Below are 23,863 nucleotides of genomic sequence, written 5' to 3' on the forward strand. Positions count from 1 at the left end.
ATGAAATTTGCAGTATTCGATCAAGCTGGCCTGCCTGTGGGATTCTATGCCGAGGAGATTCACGGACTGCGCATGCGTGGTGATGAGCCAAATCCGGACTGCCTGATCCCGCTCGACGCTATCGCGATCTCAGACGCGCAATGGAGCGATCTAGTCGAAAATCAAGGGCGGCGGAGATGGCAAGACGGTGAGGTGGTCGCATTCGATCCGCCGCCAGCTCCTGCGCCAGTCCCGGCCTCCATCTCAGACCGGCAGTTCTTTCAGCAACTGGCGCTCGACGATGTGATCAGTGGAGCCGAGGCCGAGGCCGCTGTTGCGACCGGCACGATCCCGACCGAAATGCTGGCGCTGATCGATCGGCTCCCGGCCGAGCAGCGGTTCGGCGCTCGGATGATGCTGAAAGGCGCGACGGTCTTTGAGCGCCATCATCCGCTCACGGTGACCATCGGCCAGCTTTACGGCTGGGATGACCAGCAGATCGACGCGTTGTTTCAGAGCGCAGCGGCGCTCTGAGCAGAGAAGGCGCGCCAAGTAACAAGCCGAAAGCCTGTGCTTTGCAGCAGTGGGGAAAGTTCCGCGCTGGCAAGAACCTATGGAGATATCAATGGACAAGTCCATCCCGCCTTTCGCGGCGCATCTGCTTGACTTCATCGGCGGCATCGAGGCGCCGAAAGGCTACGAGACGGTCTACGGCAACAACCAGGCGAAGCTGGCGAAGCCCTTGACGCAGATGACCATTGCCGAGGTCATGAAAGCGCAGCCAACATGGACGAAACGCTTCGGGTCTTCGGCAGCCGGCCGATATCAGTTCATGCTGGCGACGTTGCGCGGGCTGGTGAAGGAACTCGGACTCGATACCGGCGCGAAGTTCGATGCCGCGATGCAGGACCGGCTCGGCTATCACCTGCTGAAGCGACGCGGGTATGACCGGTTCGTTGCTGGCGAGATCGGTGTGACAACGTTCGCCAAGCTGCTGGCGCAGGAGTGGGCATCTCTCCCAGTCCTGCAGGACACCAAGGGCGCGCATCGCGATATCAAGCGAGGCCAGTCCTATTACGCTGGTGATGGCCTGAACAAATCTCTGGTGCCGCCGCAGCGCGTTGAGGCTCTGCTGCGTGACCAGTCCAAGGCCAAGCAAGCGGCCGGCGGCGCGGCCGTCGCCGGTGGCGCGGTCATGGCGACTACTGCGGCCCACCATGGCCTCGGTGTCGGCGCGTGGATCGGAATCGCGGCAGGCGTCCTCGCCCTGCTGGCGCTGGGCTATCTGGCTTGGCGCTGGTGGAAGAACCGCAAGCCGTCTCCGCCGGAGGCATCCTCCGATTGGCGCGTTGGCGAAGCTCCGGCTGCGCTGCTCAGCAGCAAGGGCGTACAGGCTCTGGCGAGCACGCAGATCTGGAAGTCCGACACGACGGTCCGAGTGAAGCCCGCGCGGAAGCCTGCGGCGAAACGTAAGCCGCGCGCGAAGACCAAACCGAAGCGAAAGGCGGCCTGACCATGAAGATTGACCTCGGCGGCTGGAGCTGGGCCGCAGAACTGGCGCTCGACTGGAGCCTGCCTGCGCTGGCGACGGCATTCGGCGTGCCGGGCCCTGTGTCAGCGTTTGCCATCAGCAAGCTGAAGCAGGTGTTGGGCCTGAAGCCTGGCGCAACTGAGGCGGATGTCCGCAGCACGATCGAGGGTATGGACCCTGAGACGGCGCGGGCGGCGCTGGACAGTGTCCAGTCCGAAGTGGCCGCACGTTACGCTTGGTTGACAACCGTTGCCGAAGTTCAGGGACGGGTGGCCGGCGAGGTCAACAAGACCATTCGTGCAGAGGCCGGAAAGGTCTCATGGTGGCATTGGCGACACCTGCTCGGATACGTGCTGGTCCTGCTCGGTCTCGAAATCTGCACGCTGATCCCGCTGGTGGCTCTCGGCAGGATCAGCGCAGCCGATATGGCGGCGATCATTGCGGCCATGTCGCCATTAACCGGAACGTTCGCTCTGCTGCTCGGCGCCGTCGCGATCGACACGACCAGTCGCTACAACACTGCGATGACCGGAGAGCGAGGTTCTGTCGTGAGCGCCATTAAGGCCGTGACGGGTGGTCGCAAGAAATGACAGACACCGCATATGCGATGCTCGTTATCGCCGGCACCACTCTGGCTTTCAACGTTTGCATTCACCTGTTCGGCGGCGGCTGGCGACTATCAAGCCGCATTTCGTCGATCGAGGTCAACGTCGCCGCGGTGCAGGCTGAGATCAAGAAACTCAGCGACGTTCTCATCCGCCTCGCTGATATGCGCGGCGAGGTGAGGGTTCTCGACACCCGCGTGACCGCGGCCGAGCAGGATATCCGCGAACTGCGTCACGGGCAGGGGTTCGTCCAGGGCCGGCGCGGCATCGACGGCGAATATCCTTGATGTCCTATCGCCCCTTCGCCTTCCTGCGCTTTTCCTTAAACGCCGCCGCCTTTCTCTCTTTGTAGGACATGCGCCCGATCGGCGCTGGCTCGTCACCGCCATAGACTGCGCGCTTCACAGCGTGGTGCGTGAAGACGACGGCGGCTGGGGTCTCTGCGGCCCAGATCAAAATGCCAGCAGCGTGCTGCCAGTGTGGATCGTTGTCGGTCGTGTGGGCGGGCAGGCTGTTCGCGTAAGCGCGCGCGTCAGCGAGCGTACGCAGCAGGCGGCCGTCAGGCGTTTCGACCGGGCGAGGGCCGAAGAGGGTGCTGAGCGGTTGCGACCAGTTGGCTGCCATCGATGCAGCCTAGCACAGTCAACACACGTTCTGCTTGGCCTTCTCCGTCAGCGTGAAATGGCCGCCGCTTTCGTGCATTTGGATTAGGCCCTCAGCAATCAGCCATTTGATGCCGGCGCCATACTCGGCCGGGCTCGCCTTGTCCTGGAATAAAAACGGGCAGTTGACCTTCTCGACGTGGATTCGGTTTTGCGAATCCTCGATCGCCAAGGCGTATTCCAGCAGGCGCTTGGCTGCAGCTTCCGGCTTTGCATAGGGGCGGTCTGCAACGAATTTCATAAACGGATTTTGCGTCATGCTGGATCATCCTTGCCGCCGCGGGCGACGATTTTAAGGGCGCCATCTGGCAAGGGCCGTTGCAGCGCTTTGGCCTCGTCCCAACCGGCGCGCAGCCATGTTTCGTGCTCTTCGGCCGTGGTCAGAATGACCGGCATCGCCTTCGGATGGATCGGCTTCACCTCGGCGTTTGGATCGCAGGTGAGAAATCCGAACACGTCGATCGTCACCTCGCCATCCTTCACCTTGCGCACACTGGTCCAGCTTTCGGTGAAGATGCCTGCGAAGCAGAGCAGGGGCCGGCTCTCGTCGGCTGCGAACCAGACGTTCTCCTTCGCGCGCGGATCGAACTCCGAGAATGACGTGAACGGGACCAAGCATCGATTCGCAGGGCCGAGCCAGCGCTTCCAATGTGCGCTTGAGGTGTTGCGGATGTTGGTTGTCCCTTTGTCAGGTTCGAGCCGCAGCAGCTCCTTGAAATCAACCGGCTTGCCTTTCGCTTCAAGCTTGGCGGCGCGCTTCTTGGCCGCTTCGAGAAGCGCCTTTTGCGACGACGGCATACCCCAGCGCATCAACGTTAGTTCGCGTCCGGCCTCGGTCTGGCGCACGATCGGGGCGGAGTAGTCGGGGTATATCCCCGGCATCGGCACCACCTGGTTGCCGGCGTTGTTGAATGTCCGCAGCAGGTCGCGGATGGCCTGCTCGGCCTTGGTCATGGAATACAGGTTACACATCGGCGCTTCGGTCTCCGGACTCGGGCGCACGATGGCACACCTTGCATATGTTCTCAATTCGTTCTCTAATGGCGCAGGGGCTGCGATTGAGGTGCGCCATGGCAGATCATGAGGAAAATCAACAGCTTCTGAGAACCGAGGGCTTCCAGGTCCACTTTGGGTTGGCAGAAGGGCCAGCCGGCCATGTCATCCAGATTGCCGGCGGGCTGCTGCCATCGTGTCAGGACATGACTTTCGGCCTGCTGTTGCGGCCGGAGACGACATCGGCGGAGGCGGCCGAGTTGCGACGCCTGCTGGAAAAGCACGCGGATACGTTCTTCGCGCGATACTTCGACCGGCCACCAGATGGTGTGCACCTGTATGACCACGATCGCGAGACGGACTTGGCGATCGTTGGCGACGTCGAGCCGGCGACGCTCGTGTACGGCTAGCCGGCTCGGCCGGCGCGTTTTGCGGCAGAAGGCGTCTGCGGATCATCTGGCGGGTCCGGCTCGCGCTGCGCCAGATGCAGTCCGGTGATCAGCGCTTGCGTGCGCGAGCGGAAGCCGCGCTTCGGCTTCAGAGCTTCGAGGTCGTCCCGACAGGGCTGGCAGATCAGTGACGGCTCCAGCTTCCATAGCTCGGTGTCGGGCGGCCGCTTGATTTTGGCGAGCGGCACAAGGCTCATGCGCCGACAGCGCTGGCATTGGATCTCGATCGCATCGAACCCCGCGTTCAGGGCCTGTGCGATCGTCGGCGATCGCACCACGTCCAGGCCGAACAGCAGCGCGCCGCACCAGGCTTCGCACTCCAGCCTGTCCGCAACCTTTTCCGCGCGTGCGGCCTCGGCGCGCTTGCGCTCGGCATCCAGCATCATGTCGATATAGGTTTGCGGCGCGCGGGCAGCCTCGCGCGCGTAGTGGCGCCGATCACGGCCGGACAGCGGCGGGTGGCGGCCTACGCGGGGCAGGCGGGTGACGTGATCTGCGGACATGGCCGGACCATAGAACGCAGAGAGAACATCGGACAAGCGTCAAGCACGAACGGGTCGGACAACTTGTCCGCGGTTCCCTCGTTCCAATCTGGAACCGTCAGAACGAACTCACGAAAAAACAAGGGGTTGAGGGACATTCGAATCCTGCTGCCCCGACCATTCAGTCATCATCCAAATGAAAACTCAGCCAATCGGTGTGGAGCGCTGGCTTCCGAGCCCCTCTGCCACATCGACCACGCGAGTTGGTGCTGATGGCTGCGATCGCGGCAACCGCGAGCGTGTGAAGATGTTTGGTTGTCTTGAAGCGTATCTCAAAGGTGCCCCCATAACCCGACGACTCGTCTGCCGTGATGCTGTCCCACTCCCCAGATTTGCACCGTAGGGAACTGTGTGTGAACATAGCATGAACGCGCCATGCAGGTCGCCATAGAGGTCGCAGGTCGCCATAGAGGTCAATGTCCACACGGGCAAAAAGACCAAGCAAAAAGCCGCCCTTGCGAGCGGCTTTCTGAGATGGTGTCAGCGTCGGTCCGACTTATTCAACCAGCCGCTGTGAAACCGCTCTTGCCGCGGCCAAGACCTTGGCGCCGAAGGCGTGGGCCTTGTCCATCGGCAGACGGGACGCCGGACAGGAGATCGACAGTGCCGCAACCGGTTTGCCGTCCTGATTGAGGATTGGCGAGGCCACCGCATGAACGTGCAGGTCGAGTTCACCGAAATTGGTCGCGTAACCGACCTTCTTGATCTGCGCGAAATCGCGACGAAGTGCTTCCGGATCAGTCTTGGTGTGTTCGGTAAGAGCGGTAAGCTTGCCGCTGAGATAGTCTTCCTGCTCGCGCGTGCTGAGGTGCGCCAAATAGGATTTGCCGTTCGCGGTGACGTGCATCAGCGACCGCGAACCGAGGTCGCGGACGGTGCGCAGCACGAGCGGAGAATCGACGCGCTCGACTAGCACCAGATGACGGCCCTCGCGCACCATCAGGTGCGTCGTCTCCTGCGTTTCGTCACGCAGCGCCTGCATGATCGGCAGTGCCGCGCGGCGCAGCCGCGCTTCCGTCTCCGCCGACCGGCTGAGCATGAACAGCTTCGACGTGACCTTCCAGCGCCGGCGCGGCTCATGCGTCGGGCGGATCCACCCGGCCTCGTGCAGCGTCATCAGCCCGCGCTGCACGGTGGTTTTTGGTTGGCGGAGATGGCGGGAGAGATCGGAGACCCCGATTTCGGGCGAAGCTGCGACAGCTTCGATGATGCGAAGAACGGATTTGACGCTTTCCATGGCGGCCCTGGCTTTCGCGAATTGTTGTCCCACCGCGTGCAAGCGCGCGCCCCAGTCCTGCGCTTTACTTCGCGGAAGGCGTTGTCTAGCGTGTGCCGCTTTAAAGAACAAGTCGTTCCATAATCCGGAACCAAATGTGACGAGGACCCGCGATGACCGGAGCAAGTTCCGCGGCCAAGCCAGCGCAAACCGTGGAGGCAACGCTCCCAATTCTATCGATCGACGATGGCGTCGCGACCATCCGGTTAAACCGTCCGGCGGTCGCCAATCGGCTGGAGCCGCCAGATCTGGCGGCGCTGTCGGGTTATTTTGCGCGGATCGAGAATGATCCAGCGGTGAGGGTGCTGGTGCTGACCGGCACGGGGCGGGTGTTCTCATCGGGCTTTCATCTCGGCGACCTGCAGGAACGTGCCGTCGAGCAGAAGCCGTCGTCCGAGGCCCGGCGTGACACCGCATTCGGCGATATGGTGGACGCGCTCGAAAACCTCGACGTTCCGACCATCTGCAAGCTAAACGGCGGCGTCTATGGTGGCGCGACCGATCTCGCGTTGGCGTGCGATTTCCGGATCGGCGACGGTAACGCCCAGATGTTCATGCCGGCGGCGCGGCTCGGCTTGCACTATTACGAGAGCGGTATGGTCCGCTATGTCACACGCCTTGGCGTCAACGCCGCCAAGCTGTTGTTCCTGACGGCGCGGCGTATCCAGGCGCAGCAGATGCTGGAGATCGGCTATCTGACGACGCTGTGCGAGATCGGGCAACTCGACGCCACGGTGGATGCGCTGGTCCGTGACCTGAACGGCATGGCGCCGCTGTCGGTCAGGGGCATGAAGCGGGCGATCAACGAGATCGCCCGCAATGCACTGGATCGCGACGCCTTCGCCCGTCGCGCGCAGCAATGCTTCCAGAGCGAGGACATCAAGGAAGGTCTGCGCGCCTTCCACGAGAAACGTGTGCCGAATTTCTCAGGGCGCTGATCGTGAGGGCCAGCCCTCACGCGAGAGTGCTTCAGTCAATCTCGCCGCGCTATGAGGAGGAGACACTCTTGTCGCGCGGCGGTCGCGTCAGGATGCTCGGCCCGACCTTGCGCAGCGGAGTGACGCCGTCTTCGGCCATGCGCGGCGGCTTCTTGTCGAGCTTCGAGGACCACTCCTTGAAGTAAGCCAGCGCACAGAGCAGGCCAATGCCGCCGAACGAAACCACGAACTGCATGAGCAGGCTGCTGTTCAGCAGCAGCAGAAAATGCGCGACAAAGGCAAGGAACACGCCGACGCAGAACACCTCAAGCGAATGTTGTCCGCAGAGGATTGCCGGCTTGAAACCAGCCCATTCCAACCCCTTCCAGTCACGCGGCACGAAGCGAGTGACGAAGAAGGCGATGATCACGAAGTGGATCACGCGATAGGGCGCCAGGTTCGTCTTGTCGTTCGGGTTGAAGGCGTTGAACACCTGCTCGGGGAAGAGCGACGCGAGCTGCGGGAAGCTGCCGGCCAGCGTCATCACCATCGCGAACAGCAGATAGGCTGAGCCCGCGATCAGCAGGAAGCGCGACTGGATCAGCTTGCGGGAATCCAGCGCGCCGCCGAGCGCGAACCAGGCGCCGAACATGAACAGGAGCTGCCAGGTGAAGGGATTGAAGTACCAGGTGCCGGACGGAAATGCGGTCAGATTCCAGCCGAAGGCGCGGGCGGCGAAGTAAAGCAGGATCGACGCGACCAGCGTCAGATCCGGCTTGCGCAGCATGCACCATAGCGCCAGCGGAAATACCGCCATCAGCACGATGTAGAGCGGCAGCACGTCCAGATTGACCGGCTTGAACTTCAGGATCAGGCCTTCGAAGATCGTCTGGATCGGATTGTCGATCAGGCCCGCCACGTTGAACTCGTGGATGATCCCTGGCTCGTTGTAGCGCTGGGCGACGTAGCCGATCGCGGCGATATAGACGATAAACAGCAGGATGTGCGCGACATAGAGCTGCCACACGCGCTTGAGCAGCTTGAAGGTGCCGATCAGGAACCCGCGTTCGAGCATCACCTTGGCGTAGACGAACGAGGCGGTGTAGCCGGAAATGAACACGAACAGGTCCGCCGCATCGCTGAAGCCGTAGTTGCGGGTGGTTACCCAGGCGACGATGTTGTGGGGAACGTGATCGAGGAAAATCGCCCAGTTGGCGATGCCGCGGAACAAGTCGAGCCGGAGATCCCGGCCGCTCGGCGGAAGAACTGCGTTAATAGTGCTCATGCGCGCTATGCTTGTATCACAGGCTCGGGGAGGCGAAAAACGGCAGGAAAACGGAAAACAACCAATATTGTAAGGTCCGATCGGACGGACTATACCGATTCTGGCCGCGAGATGACCCAGGCGACCGTCGCAAACCGGTCAACTCATCTCAAATTGATTTCAACCGCGGGGCTGGTCCTGCGGTTTTTGATAGGGACGACCGGTTTTCGACACCGCTTGCTTCGATCATGACAGCCCGTATCTACAAGCCCGCGAAGAATGCCATGCAGTCCGGCGCCGCCAACAGCCGCGTTTGGCAGCTCGAATACGAGCCGGAACAGCCGCGCGTGATCGAGCCGCTGATGGGCTGGACGTCATCCGGCGATATGAAACAGCAGCTGACGATGCGGTTCGAGACCAAGGAAGAGGCGATCGCCTACTGCGAGCGTCATGGCATTCCCTATCAGGTGTTCGAGCCGAAGGAGCCCGCGCGCCGGATCGCCGCATACGCGGACAACTTCGCGTTCAAGCGGACCGAGCCCTGGACGCATTGACGCGCCCTTAAGATCACCCCCGGGCACATCATTAGGATATCGACGGCCGCAGCCCTCAAGGGGTGCGGCTCATCATTTCGTCTGAGTTGGCTGATGCCTGTGGCTAAAACCGATCCACAGGCGGGTACGGTTCGGTTGCAGTCTCTGCAAATGACGCTACCGTCTGCCCATGACCGTGCTTCATTCCGAACTTGACCGTACCTCCAAGAGCTTCGCCCAGAACGCGGAGACGATGCGGCGCCTGGTTGCCGATCTGCGTGACAAGCTGCAAGTCGTGCGCGGCGGAGGTGGGGAGGCCGCCCGTGCCCGCCATGTCGCCCGTGGCAAGATGCTGGCACGGGACCGCGTCGATCTGCTGGTCGATCCCGGGACGGCATTCCTCGAACTGTCGCCGCTTGCCGCGTACGGCCTCTATGGCGGCGACGTTCACGCGGCCAGCATCATTACAGGCATCGGCCGTGTGTCCGGACGCGAATGCATGATCGTCGCCAACGATGCCACCATCAAAGGGGGCACCTATTATCCGCTGACGGTGAAGAAGCATCTGCGCGCGCAGGATATCGCGCGGCAGAACAAGCTACCTTGCATCTACATGGTCGATTCCGGAGGCGCCTTTCTGCCACAGCAGGACGAGATATTCCCGGACGAGCGGCACTTCGGCCGCATCTTCTACAACCAGGCGCAGATGTCATCGGACGGCATTCCGCAGATCGCCATCGTCATGGGCTCATGCACCGCGGGCGGCGCGTACGTGCCGGCGATGTCGGACGAGAGCATCATTGTGCGCAACCAAGGCACGATCTTCCTCGGCGGCCCGCCGCTGGTGAAGGCGGCCACGGGCGAAGTGGTGACGGCGGAGGAGCTCGGCGGCGCCGACGTGCACAGCCGGCAGTCCGGCGTGACCGACCATATGGCGCAGGATGACGCCGACGCCATCGGCATCGCCCGCCGGATCGTTGCCACGCTGCATCATCGCGAAGGCAATCATTCCGGTTGGCGTCAGCCGCGCGAGCCGCTGTTTCCGCCGGAGGACATCTACGGCGTGGTGCCGGCCGATACGCGCAAGCCGTTCGACATTCGCGAGATCATTGCGCGGCTGGTGGACGGCTCCGAGTTCGACGAATTCAAGAAGCTCTACGGCCAGACATTGGTGTGCGGCTTTGCCCATATCTGGGGCTATCCAGTCGGCATCATCGGCAACAACGGCATCTTGTTCAGCGAGAGTTCGCTGAAGGGCGCGCATTTCATCGAGCTGTGCTGCCAGCGGCAGATCCCGCTGTTGTTCCTGCAGAACATCACCGGCTTCATGGTCGGCAAAAAGTACGAGGCGGGCGGCATCGCCCGCGACGGCGCCAAGCTCGTGACCGCGGTCGCGACTGCCGGCGTGCCGAAGTTCACCGTGGTCGTCGGCGGCTCCTATGGGGCTGGCAACTACGGCATGTGCGGCCGCGCCTACAATCCGCGCTTCCTGTGGATGTGGCCGAACGCGCGTATATCGGTGATGGGCGGCGAACAGGCAGCCATGGTGCTGAGCCAGCTCCGTCGCGACAACATCGAGGCAGGCGGCGGCACATGGTCGGCCGAGGAGGAGGATAAATTCCGCGCGCCGATCCGCGCCCAATACGAAGAGCAGGGGCATCCATACTACGCCTCGGCCCGGCTGTGGGACGACGGCATCATCGATCCGGCCGATACCCGCCAGGTGCTCGGCCTTGCGCTGTCGGCGGCTTCGAATGCGCCTGCGGCGCAAACCCGCTTCGGCATTTTCAGGATGTGACGATGAGCGCTCTCTATCGCCGCTTCCGTACGCTTCTGATCGCCAACCGTGGCGAGATCGCCTGCCGCATCATCCGCACCGCCCGGTCGCTCGGGCTGCGCACCGTTGCCGTCTATTCTGAGGCCGATGCAGGCGCGCTGCATGTGGAGATGGCGGATGCCGCCGTGCTGCTCGGGCCCGCTCGCGCCAAGGACAGCTACCTGAACATCGATCGTATCCTGCAGGCCGCCAAGCAGACCGGCGCCGAGGCGATCCATCCGGGCTACGGCTTTCTCTCCGAGAGCGAAGAGTTCGCGCGGCGCTGCGCGCAGGCGGGCCTCGTTTTCGTTGGCCCGACTGCCGAAATGATCCAGGCGATGGGCTCGAAGTCTGGCGCGAAGGCCTTGATGGAGAAGGCGGACGTGCCGCTGGTGCCCGGCTATCACGGCGAGGCGCAGGACGAAGCGACGCTGGCGAAGGAAGCGCGGCGGATCGGCTTCCCGGTGCTGGTGAAGGCATCCGCCGGAGGCGGCGGCCGCGGCATGCGCATTGTTCGCACCGCGGAGGAGCTCGCGCCTGCGATCGTCAGCGCCAAGCGCGAGGCGGCGGCAGCGTTCGGCGACGATCGCATGCTGATCGAGAAGTATGTCGACAATCCGCGCCACATCGAGGTGCAGATCGTCGGCGACAGCCACGGCAATCTCGTCTCGCTGTTCGAACGCGAATGCACGTTGCAGCGGCGACATCAGAAGGTGATCGAGGAGGCGCCGTCGCCGACCCTCGATGCCAAGCAGCGCGAGGCGATCGGAATCGCGGCGCGCAAGGCTGCAGGTGCCGTGAACTATGTCGGCGCCGGCACCATCGAATTTGTTTCCGACGGGCGTGATTTCTTCTTCATCGAGATGAACACGCGGTTGCAGGTCGAGCATCCGGTGACTGAATTGATCACCGGCGTCGATCTGGTCGATTGGCAGTTGCGCGTTGCCTTCGGCGAGGCGTTGCCGCTGACGCAGGCGCAGCTCACGCTCAAGGGCCACGCCATCGAGGCGCGGGTTTACTCGGAGAACCCGGCCAAGAATTTCATGCCGTCGGTCGGCCGCATCCGTGCCTGGCGGATGCCTGAGGAGGTCGGCGGCCTACGCATCGATGCAGGCTATCGCACCGGCAGCAACGTCTCGCCGGCTTACGATGCCATGCTGGCGAAGGTCATTGCCTATGGCGAGACCCGCGCCGCCGCGCTCGACCGGATCGTGACAGCGCTCGACCAGACCGACGTGCGCGGCATCGTCACCAACCTCGATTTCCTGTCGGCGCTGCTGTCGCATCCCGACGTGCGGGCGAACACGATCGACACCGGCTTCATCGAGCGCCACCTGAAAGACCTGACGCAGCCGCGCGGCGCATTGCAGGACGCTGATCTTGCCGCCGCGGTGGCTGCCGTGCTGGCACGGGAGTTCGCCGGGCGCGACCTGCTTTCGCCCTGGAACAAAGCCGGCTGGGTGACCGGCGGCGTGCGGCAATGGGCGCTGGCCTTCCGCGACATTCACGGCAGCGAGCACACGGCGACGCTGCGCTATGGCGGCGATGGCATGGCGCTGACGATCGGCGGAGCCGAACGGCCGTTTGCCTTCGAGGCGATCCATGACGGCATCGTTGATAGCTATCTCGACGGGACCAAAACCCGTGCCGCCGCGCTGTGGGAGGGCCGCGACCTCTACCTGCGAACGTCAAGCGGCCGTTTCGAGCTGGCATGGGTCGATCCGTTTGGCGGCGGCCAGCACGAGCATGTCGGCGAGGAGCGGATCGTGGCGCCGTTGCCCGGAACGGTGGTCGCAGTGCTCGCAGCCGAGGGCACGACACTGGAGAAGGGCGCGCCGGTGCTGACGCTCGAAGTCATGAAGATGGAGCAGACGTTGCGCGCGCCGTTCGCCGGCGTGCTCAGGCGGCTGAAGTGCAAGGTCGGAGATATCGTGCAGGAAGGTGTCGAGCTTGCCGAGATCGAGGCGGTTTGAGCGATGCACGATGCGATGCGGCCGATGTTGGTCGAGGTTGCGCCGGACGTGCGCCACCTGTTGCACGATGCTGATTTTGCCGATGCCTTTGCGTTCGTGGTCGATGATCCGACGCTTGACGCGATCACCGCTGCCGAGCGGGCGATCGCAAACCCGCCGAGCTGGGTGAGCTCGCTGATGGCGTTGCGCGACCTGATCGTGACGCCGCTCGGCCTGCGCACGCGCTTCGACCCGGCCTTGACGCAGACCGTCCGCGTCGGCGCATTCCCGGTTCTGAGCAAGTCACCCGAGCGCGTCGTGCTGGGCTTCGATGACAAGCATCTGGATTTTCGCGTGGCGATCGATGTGGCGGCTGTGGACGAGCAGCGCCGCAGAGCGACGGTGACGACGTTGGTGCGAACCCATAACTGGCTGGGTCGAACCTATCTGACGTTGATCATGCCGTTCCACCAGCGCGTCGTGCCCGGCATGATGATGCAGATCGAGCGCAAGGTGGCGTAAACGCTCTGCACGATCCGCGACTTGGGTTAGACCTGCACAAGTCGTCCCTCAAGCCGGAGGAATCCACCCTTTGCCGGCGTAACGGTCGCATAGGTCCGTGACGCCGCAAGGTCGATGACGTGGGTTACGGTCGTGCCGATGGTCTCACGCCATGAGAGGACGGCCACGTCCTGTCTCAGCCAATGCAGCTCATACGCGACGTCGTCCTTAAAGCCTTTGTTGTCGCCCTCTATGATCTCCAGATGCAGCATGCTGGAGCTTCGTAGGTCCAGGCGCACGCTGAAATCCGCGAATTCAGCAACGATCGAATGGCTCGGGGTGATGTCCAGCGGCACCTTGCCTTCATTGGCTTGCATGATGTCTTCCTGGCACGGGCGATCGGACAGGCCGCCGTAGCGGTCGCATTCTGCAATAGCAGCAGCCCGCGACGCGGCGGAGCCTGGCTTTGGCTTCGCCGCGTCCTTCGAGAAACCCGCGATCAGTATCTGGCGGCGATTGGTCCGCCAAAGCGATAGTTGAGCCGGCCGGTGATGGTCGAGATTCGCAGGTCGTCGTTGAAGCGCTCAGGACCAAATGTGGTGCCAGCGGCGGTCACGTTGATGCCGTCGAACGACTTTTTACCGAGGTCCATGTAGTTGTATTCGACCGCAACGCTCCAGTTGGAGGCGAAGCCGACTTCAACGCCTGCGCCTACCACAAAGCCGCTGCGCCAGGCACTGTGGTCGAGATGCGTACCGAAAACATCGAAGTTCGTGGTCTTCAGGTTTGCGCCGGCATAACCGCCCTTGATGTAGGGAAGCCAGTTGTCGAGGGCATAGCCGATGCGGCCTGTAACGGTGGCGAAGGTGTCGACCTTCGCACGCAGCCGATCAGTGCCCGGGAAGAAGATGCTGATGTCGCTGCGCTTGAGGTCAGCCCCGTTGAACTGGCCTTCCAGGCCAAAGACCCAGGTGCCGAACTGCCAGTTGTAACCAATCTGGCCGCCGTACACGGCGCCCTTCGGCTTGATGGTCTGGGTCGGTCCGAGCGGACTGTTGGTACCGGAGGTCCAGAAGCCTCCGAAGCCCGGCAGCAGATCGTCATGATCCACTTCACCCCAGCCATAGCCGCCGTTGCCGCCGATATAGAAACCGGTCCAGTTGTAGACCGGAGCCAGCACGGGCGGCGGTGCCTTCGTATAGGGACGGGCCGGAAGGTCTGCCGCGGTCGCGGCTCCGGCGGAGAGGACGAACGCTGTGGCAACAATCAGAAGTTTGCGCATGGTGCCCCCAAAAATATTTACAATGAAAACGATGCGGCAATTGCAGCACGAGTCCGGCCCATGCGCTGTAACTGGCCGACCACAGTCTCACACAAATGCGGCTGGCCGGACCGAAGTCCACGCCATCCTGCGTTCTGCGGGCACTTCGACTGTTGCTGGTCAAGTGCTGGCCAAGGCCATTTTCCGGCTACCGCTCCTTCATCTTGTTCTGGTATGCGAAAGGCACGGTCCCGTAGCTCAGTTGGATAGAGCAACAGCCTTCTAAGCTGTGGGTCGCAGGTTCGAATCCTGCCGGGATCGCCACGCGGCGCCCCTGTCGCCGGTTCCCATCGCCGGCTCCCCTGAGGCTGAATTTCGGTCTCAGAGCTCCGATTTCATGAATTTCGGCACCCGTATGGGGTTCATCCGAAGGAGGCATCGCGGGGTGAGGCGCCCCTGTCGGACTCGGAGGCCATGAACCCATGTGTATCCGCTCCCATGCCCCGGGCGGGCTGAGTCCCGTCCTGAGCGCTTTTCTGGCGGCCGCCTTCGGTGCGGTAGTGATTCCTGGCGCCAGGGCGGAGATGCCGCCCTTTCGCTATTGCATGATAGGTACGCCGAATATGGGCACGGATTGCACCTTCAATAATCTTGAGCAATGCCGCATGACAGCCTCGGGCGGAATCGGCTTCTGCACCGACAACCCGGCCTATACAGCGAGGATGAGGATCAAGCCTGACGGTGCGCCACCCCAGCGCCGCTCGGGCCGATGACAAGGAATTTTCTGCAATGCCGACCCTGACTTCGTTGCTCCGTTCGCGTACCGGGCTGGCATCCTTGGCGCTGGCGGGGCTTCTGCCGTTCGCAGCCGTTCCTGCCGAGGCGCAAGTGGCGATCGAATATCCGTACTGTCTGATGCAGGGCAGGCACACCGGGCAAAGCTGCACGTTCATGACGCTTCAGCAATGCCAGGCATCGATTTCGGCCAACTCGGGCTTCTGCGATCGGAACCCGCGCTATATCGCGCCGTCGCGCCCCGTGCGAGGGCATCGCTAGTGGGCTCGCATCACTCGCAAGATTGATCCGTGACGAAATGCGTTTGGCATCGCTGGTTCATCCAGGCCGGACGCGCGTGTTTAATGTGTTTAATGAAAGAAGGAGTTGTCCATGCGTGGCATGGTGGCGATGGCGCTGACGGTCGGCGCGCTGGCAGGCGGCGTGGCGAGCGCACGCGCCGAGGTGGAATATCCATATTGCCTCGAGCCCAGCGCCTTCACGGTCGGCACCTGCTCGTTCGACTCGTTCGAGCAATGCATGGCGTCGGCCTCGGGCAATGTCGGGGTCTGCGTCAAGAACCCGCGCTATGTGGCGCCCGCCGTCGTGCCGGAACCGCCGCCGCCGGTGCCGCAATCGCCCGCGCACCAGGGCAAGCCGAAGCGCAAGCAGGCCGCACCGCCAGCCTGAGCCCTACGCAGACTGCAGCCGGACGCCAGTCCGCCTCAGCGGGGCGGGAAGGTCACAGCCTCGATCTTGTTGCCATCGAAATCGAAGATGAACGCGCCGAAGTAGGTGGTCATCGCCGCCTGGCGCGGTCCCGGATCGCCAGCGCTGGTGCAGCCGAGCGCCAGGGCATCGTTGAAGAACTGCGTCACGGCGCCCTCGTTCGGCGCGCGTAGGCAGATGTGGGTGCCGGTGTCGTCCGGCGCGCGCACCAGTGCCTCGCGCAGATTCAGCCAGAATTCCGGATAGCGTTTGCCGAAGCCGACCGTCCGCTCGCGGTTGACCAGGCGGGTCAGGTCGAGCGGCGCGAGGATGCGTTCATAGAGTGCAGCGCTGCGGGCAAGGTCACTGACTGGCACAGACACATGGTCGATCATGGCGCTTGGTCGTCCTCCAGTTTACCGCATGGTTGGGGTGGCATCGGCTTGAACCCAGTATCGGGCCGTGGCGACAGAACGGAAGTGCCGGCGAGGGATGCCACCTCATTATTTTCGTGCTCCCGGCGTCACAGGCGATGGCCGCCGGTCCCATGGCAGACCAAGCGGGAAGGATAGTGTTTGCGTCCCTTGAACCTGGATGGCCGGATGGCTACCGCTCGGTTGACGCCGCGACCCATTTTGCAGCGCCCGCATGCGCCGGCCATCAGTCTGTCACCTTTGCCGCTTCATCTGCTATTCAGGCGCGTCGCCTGCGCCGTCGAAGGAGTTTCCTCATGATCGGATCGGTCCGCGCCTTCACGCTGGCAGCAGCGCTGGTGCTTGGCTTGACGGCAGTTCATGCCGCCGACAAAGCGTACCGGCGGGACGAACTGGCGGATCAGGCGATCCGGCTCGAAACCCAGATCAAGACCGAGGCGGGGGCGGTGTCGAAGACCGCCCAGCAGCTCAAGGCCGACATCGATACCGCCTTCCGCCGCAACGATTTCCGCGCCGGCTTGCAGCTTCTGGGGCAGGTCGCCGCGGTGGCGCCGAACGATAGCGGCAACTGGCTGAAACTTGCGCGCACCATTTTCCAGATCCGGCCTGCGGATAACCGCGAACAGACCTTCCTGCTCGAACGCGCCTCGACTGCGGCCTACATCGCCTACCAGCGCGCCGGTAATGCGGGGGAAGAGGCGGACGCACTTGCGGTGCTGGGCCGGGCCATGTCCGAGCGCAAGCTGTGGCGACCCGCGCTGGACGCGCTGCGCCTGTCGCTCGATCTCAAGGAGGTGGCAGACGTCCGTGAGCAGTACGAAAAGCTGCGCGACGAACGCGGGTTCCGGCTGCTCGACTATTCGGTCGATTCCGACTCCGCGACGCCGCGGGTCTGCTTCCAGTTCTCCGAGGAGTTAGCCAAACGCACGGATTTCTCGCCGTTCATCAGCCAGGTTGGAACCGACAAGCCGGCGCTGTCCTCCGAGGACAAGCAGCTCTGCGTCGAAGGCCTGAAGCATGGCGACCGTTATCAGATCAATCTGCGCGCAGGCCTGCCGTCCACGGTGAAGGAAAGCCTGCCGAAGTCGGCCGAGTTCAACATCTATGTGCGCGACCGCAAGCCGTTCGTGCGCTTCACCGGCCGCGCCTACGTGCTGCCGCGCACCGGCCAGCGCGGCATTCCGGTGGTCAGCGTCAACACGCCGGCGGTGACCGTAAAGGTCTATCGCATCGGCGATCGCAATCTGATCAATACCGTGCTGGGCGGTGATTTCCAGGGTACGCTGTCGACCTACGAGCAACGGACGCTCGGCAGCGAGAAGGGCGTGCAGGTCTGGTCGGGCGAGCTCGTCACCGGCAACACGCTGAATGCCGACGTGACCACGGCGTTTCCGGTCGATCAGGCGGTCGGCGAGATGCAGCCCGGCGTTTATGTGATGACGGCCGCACCGAAGGGACCGGGCGCCTCCAGCGACGACGACTACGATTATTCTCAGCTCGCGACCCAGTGGTTCATCGTTTCCGACCTCGGCCTGACGGCCTTTTCCGGCAACGATGGCATCCATGTCTTCGTCAATTCACTGACCTCGACCGAACCGATGCCGAAGGCGGAGGTCCGTCTCGTCGCCCGCAACAACGAGATCCTGGCTACCAAGCGCACTGACGATGCCGGCCATGTGTTGTTCGAGGCGGGGCTTGCGCGCGGCGAGGGCGGTTTGTCGCCGGCGCTGCTATCGGTGTCCGGCGAGAAGAACGACTATGCCTTTCTCAGTCTCAAGAGCCCGGCGTTCGATCTCACCGACCGCGGCGTCGATGGGCGACGCGTGCCGGCCGGTGCCGATGCGTTCGTCTATGCCGAACGCGGCGTCTACCGCTCCAACGAAACCGTATTCCTGACCGCTCTGCTGCGTGATGGACAGGGCAAAGCCATCGTCGGCCAGCCGATGACGCTGGTGGTGGAGCGTCCCGATGGTGTCGAATACCGCCACGTCCAGGTCGCCGATCAGGGCGCGGGCGGACGCACACTGTCGCTGCCGCTGAATTCGGCGGTGCCGACCGGCACCTGGCGCGTCCGCGCGTTCACCGATCCGAAGGCGCCGGCGATCGGCGAGACCACTTTCATGGTCGAAGACTACGTTCCGGATCGGCTCGAATTCTCGTTGACCACCAAGGCGTCGCAGATCACGGCTGATAAGCCGGTTGAGCTGCAGCTCGACGGCCGCTTCCTCTACGGCGCGCCGGCTTCCGGCCTGCAGCTTGAGGGCGACATGCTGGTGACGCCGGCTGCCTCACGTCCGGGTTTCGCCGGTTACCAGTTCGGTGTGGCCGACGACGAAACCACCAGCAACGAGCGCACGCCGCTTGAGAACCTTCCCGAAGCCGATGCCAACGGCAAGGCCAGCTTCGAGGTCAGCCTGCCGAAGCCGCCGAGTTCGACTCGTCCACAGGAGGCGCAAATCTTCGTCCGGATGGCGGAGTCCGGCGGCCGCGCGGTGGAACGCAAGCTGACGATCCCGGTCGCGCCGAATGCGGCGATGATCGGCGTCAAGCCGCTGTTCGACGGCAAGAGCGTCGGCGAGGGCGATCCGGCCACCTTCGATGTCGTGTTCGTCTCGCAGGAGGGTAAGGCACTGCCTCGCCAGGGCCTGCGCTACGAACTGCTCAAGCTCGAGTCGCGCTACCAGTGGTATCGCCAGGGATCGTCCTGGGAGTATGAGCCGGTCAAGTCGACCAAGCGGGTTGCCGATGGCGACATCGCGATCGCAGCTGACAAGCCCGGCCGCATCCAGCTCAACCCGCAACCCGGTCGTTATCGCCTCGACGTGAAGGAAGCGAATGCGGACGGCGCGCTGACGTCGATCAGCTTCAATGTCGGCTGGTATAGCGAAGGCTCCGCCGACAGCCCGGACCTACTGGAAACGTCGATCGACAAGGCCGAATACCAGGCCGGTGATACCCTGACGGTGAACGTCACCGCGCGCACCGCCGGCAAGCTGACCGTCAACGTGGTCGGCGACCGGCTGCTCGCGACCCAGAGCGTCAACGTCAAGGAGGGAGCTTCGCAGGTTCGCCTCACTGTCGGCAAGGATTGGGGCACCGGCGCCTATGTGGTAGCGACGCTGCGCCGGCCACTCGACACTGCCGCACAGCGGATGCCGAGCCGGGCGATCGGCCTGCAATGGTTCGCCATCGACAAGAAGACGCGCACCCTCGACGTCGCGCTGTCGCCGCCCAGTCTCGTGCGGCCCAGCACACTGCTGAAGCTGCCGGTGAAGGTCGGCGGATTGAGCCCTGGCGAAGACGCCAAGATCGTCGTGGCCGCGGTCGATGTCGGCATCCTCAACCTCACCAACTACAAGCCGCCGGCGCCGGACGACTACTATCTCGGCCAGCGCAGGCTGACCGCGGAAATCCGCGACCTGTATGGCCAGCTCATCGACGGCATGCAGGGCACCCGTGGCCAGATCCGCACCGGCGGCGACAGCGCCAGCGCCGAACTGCAGGGCAGCCCACCGACGCAGAAGCCACTCGCACTCTATTCCGGCATCGTTACGGTCGGCGCCGATGGCTCGGCAGAGATTCCGTTCGCGATCCCTGAATTCGCCGGCACCGCGCGCATCATGGCTGTGGCCTGGAGCGCGACCAAGGTCGGCCGCGCCACGACCGATGTGGTGATCCGCGATCCTGTGGTGTTGACCACCACGCTGCCGCGCTTCTTGCTGAACGGCGATCGTGGCACCATGACCATGGACCTCGACAACGTCGAGGGCGCTGCCGGTGACTTCACCATCACCGTGCGTCCGTCGGGACCGGTGCGGATGACGGGCAATCCGTCCACCACGCTGCGGCTGGCCCAGAAGCAGCGTAACACCGTTGCGCTGGCGCTCGATGCGGTTGGCGCAGGCGCCGCCCAGCTCGAGGTCAATATCCGCGGACCGAACGGGTTGACGTTGGTGCGCAACTACGGCCTCGACGTGAAGCCTGCGACGCAGATCCTGGCGCGGCGGACGGTGCGGACGATCGCCAAGGGCGAGAGCCTCACGCTGTCGCCGGACATGTTCTCGGACCTCGTGCCGGGCACGGGCGGCGTGTCGCTGTCGGTCAGCCTGTCGTCGGCACTGGATGCGGCATCGATCCTGAAGGCGCTCGATCGCTATCCGTTCGGCTGTTCCGAGCAGATCACCAGCCGGGCGATGCCGCTGCTCTATGTCAACGACCTCGCGGTCGAGGCGCATCTGGCGATGGACAGCGCCGTCGATCAGCGCATCAAGGATGCGATCGACCGGCTGCTGGCGCGGCAGGGCTCGAACGGCTCGTTCGGTCTGTGGTCGGCAGGCGGCGACGATGGCTGGCTCGATGCCTATGTCACCGACTTCCTGACTCGCGCCCGCGAGAAGAACTTCGCGGTCCCGGACGTGGCGTTCCGTCAGGCGCTGGATCACTTACGCAACTCGGTCGCCAATGCCGACGAGCCGGAGAAGGATGGCGGCCGTGAATTGGCCTACGCGCTCTATGTGCTGGCGAAGAACGGCGCCGCGCCGGTGGGCGACCTGCGTTATCTCGCCGACACCAAGCTCGGCAGTCTCGCAACCCCGATCGCCAAGTCGCAGCTCGCCGCGGCGCTGGCGCTGGTCGGCGACCGGGCGCGGGCGGAGAAGGTCTATGCGGCGGCGCTGAAGGACCTGGAGCCGAAGCCGGTGCTGGTGTTCGGCCGCACTGACTACGGTTCGTCGTTGCGCGATGCGGCGGCGTTGGTGTCGCTCGCCAGCGAGGGCAACGCACCGCGGTCGACGCTGATCTCGGCGGTGCAGCGGGTTGAGGACGCGCGCGGTCTGACGCCCTACACCTCGACGCAGGAGAATGCGTGGCTGGTGCTGGCGGCGCGGGCGATCGCTAAGGAAGCCAACACAGTTTCGCTCGATGTGGACGGCAGCCCGGTGAAGACCGCGTTGTTCCGCAGCTACAAGCAGGCGGAGGTGTCAGCGGGACAGCCGATCCGGATCACCAACACCGGTGATGCGCCGGTGCAGGCGGTGGTCTCGGTCAGTGGCGCGCCGCTGACGCCGGAGCCTGCGGCCGAGAACGGCTTCAAGATCGAGCGCAATTACTTCACGCTCGATGGCCAGCCGGTCGACATTGCCACCGCAAAGCAGAATGACCGCTTTGCGGTGGTGCTGAAGGTCACGGAAGCGAAGCCTGAATACGGGCGGATCATGGTGGTCGATTATCTGCCGGCGGGCTTCGAGATCGACAATCCGAAGCTGGTGTCGTCCGGCGACAGCGGTACGCTCGATTGGATCGAGGATGGCGAGGAGCCCGAGCACACCGAGTTTCGCGATGATCGCTTCAACGCCGCGATCGAGCGCGCGCGCGATGACAGTCCGGTGTTCACGGTGGCCTACATCGTCCGCGCCGTCTCGCCCGGCAAGTACGTGCTGCCGCAGGCTTATGTCGAGGACATGTACAACCCGTCGCGTTACGGCCGCACCGCGACCGGCGCGCTGGAGATCCGTGCGTTGAAATGAGCGAAGCTGCGGCCATAGTGACGCGCGCGCGCAAGCGGCGGCGATGGAGGATCGCCGCCATCGGCGCCGGCGGCACGCTTGCGCTGCTGCTGGCGTCGGCATTAGCATGGGTCGTGTCGCTTGGACCGTTGCCGCTCGACGAAGCGAAGCAGGTCTCGACGACGGTGGTCGATCGCAATGGTCGACTGCTGCGCGCCTATGCGATGGACGACGGCCGCTGGCGCCTGCCGGTGCGAAACTCCGAGGTCGATCCAGCCTACGTCAATGTGCTGCTGGCGTTCGAGGACAAGCGGTTTCACGCGCATCACGGCGTCGATCCGGTGGCGCTCGGCCGCGCCGCCTGGCAGTTCGCAAGCCATGGCCGGATCGTATCTGGCGGCTCCACCATCACCATGCAGGTGGCCCGGTTGCTGGAGCCGCGCCGCGAGCGATCGATGGCCGCCAAGCTGAAACAGATCGTGCGTGCGATCCAGCTCGAACGCGCGCTGTCCAAGGACGAAATTCTCGATCTCTACCTGGTGCTGGCGCCGTTCGGCGGCAACCTCGAAGGCGTGCGCGCTGCGACCATTGCCTATTTCGGCAAGGAGCCGAAGCGGCTGTCGCTGGCGGAGGCCGCACTGCTCGTCGCGCTGCCCCAGTCGCCGGAGATGCGCCGCCTCGATCGCTATCCGGAGGCCGCCCGCAAAGCCCGCGACCGCGTGCTGGAACGGATGGTGGAAACTGGCCGCGCCAGCCACGACGACGTGGAGCATGCCAAAGCGGAAACAGTGCCGCGCCTGCGCCGACCGATGCCGATCCTGGCGCCGCATGCCACCGATCAGGCGGTCGCGCGCCCCGGCCGCGGCTCGCACATCTCGCTGACGCTCGATTCCAATCTGCAACGCACGCTTGAAGCGCTTGCCCGCGACCGGGCGACGGCGCTCGGTCCTGACATCTCCATCGGCATCATCGTCGCCGACAATGCCAGCGGCGATATTCTCGCCCGCATCGGCTCGCCCGATTATTTCAACGAGCGCAGGGCCGGGCAGGTGGATATGACCCGCGCCGTCCGGTCGCCCGGTTCGACGTTGAAGCCCTTCATTTATGGGCTCGCGATCGAGGACGGCTTCGTGCATCCGGAAAGCCTGATCGACGACCGGCCGATCCGCTACGGCAGTTATGCGCCGGAGAATTTCGACATGACGTTCCAGGGCACCGTCACGGTACGCAAGGCATTGCAACTGTCGCTGAACGTGCCGGCGATCGCGCTGCTGGATCGGGTTGGGCCGCACCGGCTGACGGCTCGGATCCGCGAAGCGGGCGGCGATCTAATTCTGCCGAAGGATGAGACGCCGGGGCTCGCCATGGGGCTCGGCGGCGTTGGCATCACGCTCACCGATCTGGTGCGGCTCTATACCGGGTTCCCGCGGCTTGGGACCACCGTGCGGCTGCGCGAGCGCGCCGACGAGGCGCAGGGCGACACCGCCCAGCGCCGGCTGATGGATGCGACGGCCGCCTGGCATATCGGCCATGTGCTGATGGGGACGCCACCGCCCGAGAACGGTGTCCACAACCGCATCGCCTTCAAGACTGGCACCAGTTACGGCTACCGTGACGCTTGGTCCGTCGGGTTTGATGGCCGCTACACCATTGGCGTCTGGGTCGGCCGCCCCGACGGAGCACCGGTTCCGGGTCTTTTGGGCCGGACGGCGGCTGCGCCGATTTTGTTCGATGCGTTCGCTCGGACCGGCAAGATACCGCTGGGACTGTCATCTCCGCCGCGGGGAACGCTGATCGCTGCGACTGCCAGGCTGCCGCTGCCACTGAAGCGCTTTCGTCCGGTCGGCGAGCTGGTCCGCAATGGCGACGACCGTGCACCGAAGATCCAGTTTCCACTCAATGGCTCACGGCTGGATGTGCAAGCGGAGGGTGAGGGGAAGGCGCTACCATTGGCGGTGAAGGTCGCCGGCGGCATCCCGCCCATGACCGTCCTGGTCAATGGCCTCACAGCCGGCGAGCTCGACAGCCGTCGTCAGCGCCTGATCGATCCGCCCGGCCCCGGGTTCGTCCGGCTCACGGTCATGGATGCGACTGGCGCCGCGGACACAGTTGTCGTCCGACTTCAATAGAGCTGTTCCAAGCGGTTGTCCCATAGATAGTTT

The 23,863-nt window shown here is 63.9% G+C and carries 24 protein-coding genes and 1 tRNA gene; 16 read left to right on the forward strand and 9 right to left on the reverse strand.

Translation table 11 applies throughout. The annotated features are described in order from the left end of the window. The 4 genes from X566_RS19495 (at position 1) to X566_RS19510 (ending at position 2,402) form a co-directional block, all read left to right on the forward strand. Complete coding sequence (locus tag X566_RS19495; protein ID WP_034470729.1) at positions 1-513, forward strand: hypothetical protein; 513 nt, start codon at positions 1-3, stop codon at positions 511-513. A gap of 91 nt (positions 514-604) precedes the next feature. Beyond that, positions 605-1,492, forward strand: a complete 888-nt coding sequence (locus tag X566_RS19500) for a hypothetical protein (protein WP_051444365.1) — start codon at positions 605-607, stop codon at positions 1,490-1,492. Between the two features lie 2 nt (positions 1,493-1,494). Continuing rightward, a complete protein-coding gene (locus X566_RS19505; protein ID WP_034470732.1) occupies positions 1,495-2,100 on the forward strand; it encodes a hypothetical protein in 606 nt (201 codons plus the stop codon). Next, positions 2,097-2,402 carry a hypothetical protein gene (locus X566_RS19510; RefSeq protein ID WP_034470734.1) on the forward strand — a complete coding sequence of 102 codons (306 nt, stop codon included), beginning with the start codon at positions 2,097-2,099 and terminating at the stop codon, positions 2,400-2,402. Before X566_RS19505 ends, X566_RS19510 begins: the two co-directional genes overlap by 4 nt. A gap of 4 nt (positions 2,403-2,406) precedes the next feature. Here X566_RS19510 and X566_RS19515 read toward each other — a convergent pair whose 3' ends face one another. Genes X566_RS19515 through X566_RS19525 form a run of 3 tightly spaced genes read right to left on the reverse strand, consistent with a single transcriptional unit; the run spans position 2,407 to position 3,749 of the window. Further along, positions 2,407-2,739, reverse strand: coding sequence for a hypothetical protein (locus X566_RS19515; RefSeq protein ID WP_034470737.1), 333 nt, complete (start codon positions 2,737-2,739; stop codon positions 2,407-2,409). An 18-nt stretch (positions 2,740-2,757) separates the two neighbouring features. Then, positions 2,758-3,036, reverse strand: coding sequence for a hypothetical protein (locus tag X566_RS19520; protein ID WP_244434842.1), 279 nt, complete (start codon positions 3,034-3,036; stop codon positions 2,758-2,760). Continuing rightward, positions 3,033-3,749: an SOS response-associated peptidase gene (locus tag X566_RS19525; protein WP_034470740.1), complete on the reverse strand. Its 717-nt coding sequence runs from the start codon at positions 3,747-3,749 to the stop codon at positions 3,033-3,035. The genes X566_RS19520 and X566_RS19525 overlap by 4 nt, the downstream gene beginning before the upstream one ends. A gap of 98 nt (positions 3,750-3,847) precedes the next feature. Between X566_RS19525 and X566_RS19530 the strand changes: the two genes are divergently transcribed. Further along, positions 3,848-4,180 (forward strand): hypothetical protein, encoded by a 333-nt coding sequence (locus X566_RS19530; protein ID WP_152539993.1) that lies wholly within the window; start codon positions 3,848-3,850, stop codon positions 4,178-4,180. Here X566_RS19530 and X566_RS24090 read toward each other — a convergent pair. Together X566_RS24090 and X566_RS19540 are read right to left on the reverse strand one after the other, a co-directional pair. After that, positions 4,177-4,722, reverse strand: coding sequence for a hypothetical protein (locus tag X566_RS24090; protein WP_051444366.1), 546 nt, complete (start codon positions 4,720-4,722; stop codon positions 4,177-4,179). The genes X566_RS19530 and X566_RS24090 overlap by 4 nt on opposite strands. Positions 4,723-5,257: 535 nt before the next feature. After that, positions 5,258-5,998, reverse strand: coding sequence for an IclR family transcriptional regulator (locus X566_RS19540; RefSeq protein ID WP_034470745.1), 741 nt, complete (start codon positions 5,996-5,998; stop codon positions 5,258-5,260). Positions 5,999-6,150: 152 nt separating this feature from the next. Between X566_RS19540 and X566_RS19545 the strand changes: the two genes are divergently transcribed. Next, positions 6,151-6,975, forward strand: coding sequence for an enoyl-CoA hydratase/isomerase family protein (locus X566_RS19545; protein WP_034470747.1), 825 nt, complete (start codon positions 6,151-6,153; stop codon positions 6,973-6,975). A gap of 49 nt (positions 6,976-7,024) precedes the next feature. Here X566_RS19545 and X566_RS19550 read toward each other — a convergent pair whose 3' ends face one another. After that, positions 7,025-8,239, reverse strand: a complete 1,215-nt coding sequence (locus X566_RS19550; RefSeq protein WP_081740341.1) for an OpgC domain-containing protein — start codon at positions 8,237-8,239, stop codon at positions 7,025-7,027. Between the two features lie 227 nt (positions 8,240-8,466). Here X566_RS19550 and X566_RS19555 point away from each other — a divergent pair, with 227 nt between their 5' ends. The 4 genes from X566_RS19555 (at position 8,467) to X566_RS19570 (ending at position 13,041) form a co-directional block, all read left to right on the forward strand. Continuing rightward, a complete protein-coding gene (locus X566_RS19555) occupies positions 8,467-8,772 on the forward strand; it encodes an ETC complex I subunit (protein ID WP_034470749.1) in 306 nt (101 codons plus the stop codon). Between the two features lie 169 nt (positions 8,773-8,941). Then, positions 8,942-10,549, forward strand: coding sequence for a carboxyl transferase domain-containing protein (locus X566_RS19560; RefSeq protein ID WP_034470751.1), 1,608 nt, complete (start codon positions 8,942-8,944; stop codon positions 10,547-10,549). Further along, a complete protein-coding gene (locus X566_RS19565; protein ID WP_152539994.1) occupies positions 10,546-12,540 on the forward strand; it encodes an acetyl/propionyl/methylcrotonyl-CoA carboxylase subunit alpha in 1,995 nt (664 codons plus the stop codon). The genes X566_RS19560 and X566_RS19565 overlap by 4 nt, the downstream gene beginning before the upstream one ends. Before the next feature lie 3 nt (positions 12,541-12,543). Next, entirely contained in the window at positions 12,544-13,041 is a 498-nt protein-coding gene (locus X566_RS19570; RefSeq protein ID WP_244434843.1) for a DUF2867 domain-containing protein, read from the forward strand. Positions 13,042-13,067: 26 nt separating this feature from the next. Here X566_RS19570 and X566_RS19575 read toward each other — a convergent pair whose 3' ends face one another. Then, positions 13,068-13,397 carry a MoaF-related domain-containing protein gene (locus X566_RS19575; RefSeq protein ID WP_034470756.1) on the reverse strand — a complete coding sequence of 110 codons (330 nt, stop codon included), beginning with the start codon at positions 13,395-13,397 and terminating at the stop codon, positions 13,068-13,070. A gap of 122 nt (positions 13,398-13,519) precedes the next feature. Next, a complete protein-coding gene (locus X566_RS19580; protein ID WP_034470759.1) occupies positions 13,520-14,302 on the reverse strand; it encodes an outer membrane protein in 783 nt (260 codons plus the stop codon). 226 nt (positions 14,303-14,528) lie between these two features. Between X566_RS19580 and X566_RS19585 the strand changes: the two genes are divergently transcribed. From X566_RS19585 to X566_RS19595, 4 genes are all read left to right on the forward strand, one after another. Beyond that, positions 14,529-14,605 (forward strand) — tRNA-Arg (locus tag X566_RS19585). 158 nt (positions 14,606-14,763) lie between these two features. Beyond that, the gene (locus tag X566_RS25610) at positions 14,764-15,054 is read left to right on the forward strand and encodes a DUF3551 domain-containing protein (RefSeq protein ID WP_081740343.1); all 291 of its coding nucleotides are present in this window, start codon (positions 14,764-14,766) and stop codon (positions 15,052-15,054) included. Between the two features lie 16 nt (positions 15,055-15,070). Further along, positions 15,071-15,337 (forward strand): DUF3551 domain-containing protein, encoded by a 267-nt coding sequence (locus tag X566_RS19590; RefSeq protein ID WP_051444367.1) that lies wholly within the window; start codon positions 15,071-15,073, stop codon positions 15,335-15,337. 111 nt (positions 15,338-15,448) lie between these two features. After that, positions 15,449-15,745 carry a DUF3551 domain-containing protein gene (locus X566_RS19595; RefSeq protein WP_081740346.1) on the forward strand — a complete coding sequence of 99 codons (297 nt, stop codon included), beginning with the start codon at positions 15,449-15,451 and terminating at the stop codon, positions 15,743-15,745. 35 nt (positions 15,746-15,780) lie between these two features. Here X566_RS19595 and X566_RS19600 read toward each other — a convergent pair whose 3' ends face one another. Further along, the gene (locus X566_RS19600) at positions 15,781-16,158 is read right to left on the reverse strand and encodes a VOC family protein (RefSeq protein ID WP_034470761.1); all 378 of its coding nucleotides are present in this window, start codon (positions 16,156-16,158) and stop codon (positions 15,781-15,783) included. Between the two features lie 335 nt (positions 16,159-16,493). On the opposite strand from X566_RS19600, the gene X566_RS19605 reads away from it, so the two are divergent. Both X566_RS19605 and pbpC read left to right on the forward strand, forming a co-directional pair. Continuing rightward, positions 16,494-21,722 carry an alpha-2-macroglobulin gene (locus X566_RS19605; RefSeq protein ID WP_034470763.1) on the forward strand — a complete coding sequence of 1,743 codons (5,229 nt, stop codon included), beginning with the start codon at positions 16,494-16,496 and terminating at the stop codon, positions 21,720-21,722. Beyond that, entirely contained in the window at positions 21,719-23,830 is a 2,112-nt protein-coding gene (gene pbpC, locus X566_RS19610) for a penicillin-binding protein 1C (protein WP_081740349.1), read from the forward strand. Before X566_RS19605 ends, pbpC begins: the two co-directional genes overlap by 4 nt. Positions 23,831-23,863: the final 33 nt, after the last annotated feature.

Origin of the sequence: Afipia sp. P52-10, from assembly GCF_000516555.1 — a bacterium.
In the GTDB taxonomy this organism is placed as follows: domain Bacteria; phylum Pseudomonadota; class Alphaproteobacteria; order Rhizobiales; family Xanthobacteraceae; genus P52-10.